The sequence below is a fragment of the Anaerolineae bacterium genome (genome assembly GCA_014360855.1).
In the GTDB taxonomy this organism is placed as follows: Bacteria; Chloroflexota; Anaerolineae; order JACIWP01; family JACIWP01; genus JACIWP01.
Window position 1 is genome coordinate 1 of sequence record JACIWP010000375.1, and the last position, 2,334, is coordinate 2,334.

General features: G+C 64.9%; 4 protein-coding genes. 3 read left to right on the plus strand and 1 reads right to left on the minus strand.

The annotated features are described in order from the left end of the window. The first annotated feature begins 61 nt into the window (after window positions 1-61). From nifU to H5T60_14160, 3 genes are read left to right on the plus strand one after another with little or no spacing between them, the layout of a single operon-like run. Complete coding sequence (nifU, locus tag H5T60_14150) at window positions 62-502, plus strand: Fe-S cluster assembly scaffold protein NifU (GenBank protein ID MBC7243575.1); 441 nt, start codon at window positions 62-64, stop codon at window positions 500-502. A 5-nt stretch (window positions 503-507) separates the two neighbouring features. Further along, a complete protein-coding gene (mnmA, locus tag H5T60_14155; GenBank protein ID MBC7243576.1) occupies window positions 508-1,623 on the plus strand; it encodes a tRNA 2-thiouridine(34) synthase MnmA in 1,116 nt (371 codons plus the stop codon). Window positions 1,624-1,664: 41 nt separating this feature from the next. Beyond that, window positions 1,665-1,883 (plus strand): hypothetical protein, encoded by a 219-nt coding sequence (locus H5T60_14160; GenBank protein MBC7243577.1) that lies wholly within the window; start codon window positions 1,665-1,667, stop codon window positions 1,881-1,883. An 84-nt stretch (window positions 1,884-1,967) separates the two neighbouring features. Here the strand turns inward: H5T60_14160 and H5T60_14165 are convergent. Beyond that, window positions 1,968-2,334, minus strand: a 367-nt coding sequence (locus H5T60_14165) for a carbohydrate ABC transporter permease (protein ID MBC7243578.1), incomplete at its 5' end; no start/stop codon positions are given.

A 2,334-nucleotide genomic window follows, 5' to 3' on the forward strand; every position in this document is an offset into this window, starting at 1 on the left:
ACACCGGTCATAAGGTTTTCGGCTTTCGCTGAAGCCGGCCGGCGCATGAACGGAGGAATCCATGTATTCGGACCTGGTGATCGAACACTTCACCAACCCCCGCAACGTGGGCGTGATCGAGGACGCCGACGGCGTGGGGCGGGTGGGCAATCCCGTCTGCGGCGATATGATGGAGATATTCATCAAGGTGGAGGATGGCCGCATCGCCGATGTGAAGTTCCGCACCTTCGGCTGTGGCGCCGCCATCGCCACCAGCTCCATGGCCACCGAGATGGTCAAGGGCAAGTCCATCGAGGATGTCCTGCGCCTGACGCGCAAGGATGTCGCTGATGCCTTGGGGGGACTGCCGGCTCATAAGATGCACTGTTCCAACCTGGCGGTGGATGCATTGCGTGCCGCCCTGCATGACTATTTCAGCAAGCACCCGGAGCTTCTGCCGGCCGGCGTGCAGTTGGAGGACCTGGCTCCCCCGCCCGAGGACACCTCTGCTGAGGAAGCCTGACCCCCATGGACAACGCATGGCCTCCTGCCGGCTCCGTCGTCGCCGTGGCCATGAGCGGTGGGGTGGACAGCTCCACCGCCGCCCTGCTCCTGCTGGAGCGCGGCTACCGCGTCTTCGGCATTACCATGCGCATCTGGACCGAGGAGGACCTGCTTGGTGCCTTGCCGGCCGAGCCGCCGGCGGTTCAGCGGGCACGGCAGGCCGCGGAGGCGCTGGGGATCCCCTGGCATCTGGTGGACCTGCGGGAGCCGTTCCGCCAACAGGTGGTGGAGTACCTGGTTGCGGAATACACCCGCGGCCGCACCCCGAACCCCTGCCTGATGTGCAACCAGCGCATGAAGTTCGGCCTGCTCCTGGAGGAAGCGCGCCGGCTCGGTGCCAGCCACCTGGCCACCGGCCACTACGTGCGCATCGCCTTCTATGACGGCCGCTGGCATCTTCTGCGCGGCAGGGACCGCCGCAAGGACCAATCCTATATGCTCTACATGCTGGGACAGGATGTGCTGGCACAGGTCTGCTTCCCATTGGGCGAGCTGACCAAGGCCGCGGTGCGCCGGCTGGCCGCCGAGCGCGGCCTGCCGGCGGCAACCCAGGAGGAGAGCCAGGAAATCTGCTTCCTGAAGGAGCGCGACTACCGTTCCTTCCTGCGCCGGCTGGCGCCGGAGCGGCTGGAACCGGGGCCGATATTCGATGTGCAGGGGCGGGAGATCGGCCGGCATAAGGGCCTGGCCGGCTATACCATCGGTCAGCGCAAAGGGCTGGGCATTGCCGCGCCGGAACCGCTGTACGTGCTGGATATTGATGTGGAGCGGAACGCCCTGATTGTGGGGCCGGCGAGCCAGTTGGGAGGCGAGGCCGCTGAGTTGGAAGGTGTCCGCTATGTCTCCGGCGAGACGCCGGCCGGCCCCTTCACCTGCACCGCCAAAATCCGCTATCAAGCGGAGGAGGTCGAGGCAACGGTCATTCCCACCGGCACGGATACCGCCGAAGTGCATTTCGCCCGTCCTTTGCGCGACATCACGCCGGGGCAGGGCGTGGTGTTTTATGCCGGCGAGGAAGTGCTGGGCGGCGGTATCCTGCGCTCCGCGCGCTTTCTCTTTCAGGCCAATCAGGGGAGATGAGGGCAATGTTTCAGATGCCGGCGTGGGTCTTATCCGTACTGTTGGGAACTATCTGCGCGGCGGTCTTCTTCCTCTGGCAGGGCCGCACCTGGCGTGAGCTGGCGGCCTATTGGGTGGCCGGCGTGCTGGGCTTTCTGGCCGGCCAGGCGGCCGGCGCGCTGTCCGGCTGGCGCGTGCTGTCCATCGGCCAGGTGGACCTGTTGTGGGGCATCGGATTGGCGCTGGCCGCGCTGGTCTTGGTGCGGGTGGCGCGGGTATAAGTGCAGGGCCGGCGGATGGCATAGAAAGTGAAAGGGAGCGGTGCAGGATCCCCGCACCGCTCCCTTTCGCGCAAAGGGGATGGGCTATCCTTTCACAGCCCCTTCAATCATGCCCTGGAGGAAGTAGCGGCGTAGGGTGACGAAGAGGGCAATCGCCGGCACCATGATGACCACGCAGGCGGCCGCCAGCAGTTCGTCCTGATTCCCCTCCAGCGCATGCTGGAAATCAAACAGGCCCACCGTGGCCGTCTTCATGATGGTCTTGGATATCAGGATCAATGGCGTGATGAAGTTGTTCCAGTTGTAGACGAAGTTGATCAGGAAGGTGGCGGTGAGGCCCGGCGCGGAAATCGGTACCACGATGCGCAAGAAGGTGTGGAAAGGCGTCGCCCCGTCAATAGCCGCGGCCTCCTCCAATTCTCGGGGAATGCTTTCGAAGTAGCCCTTCATG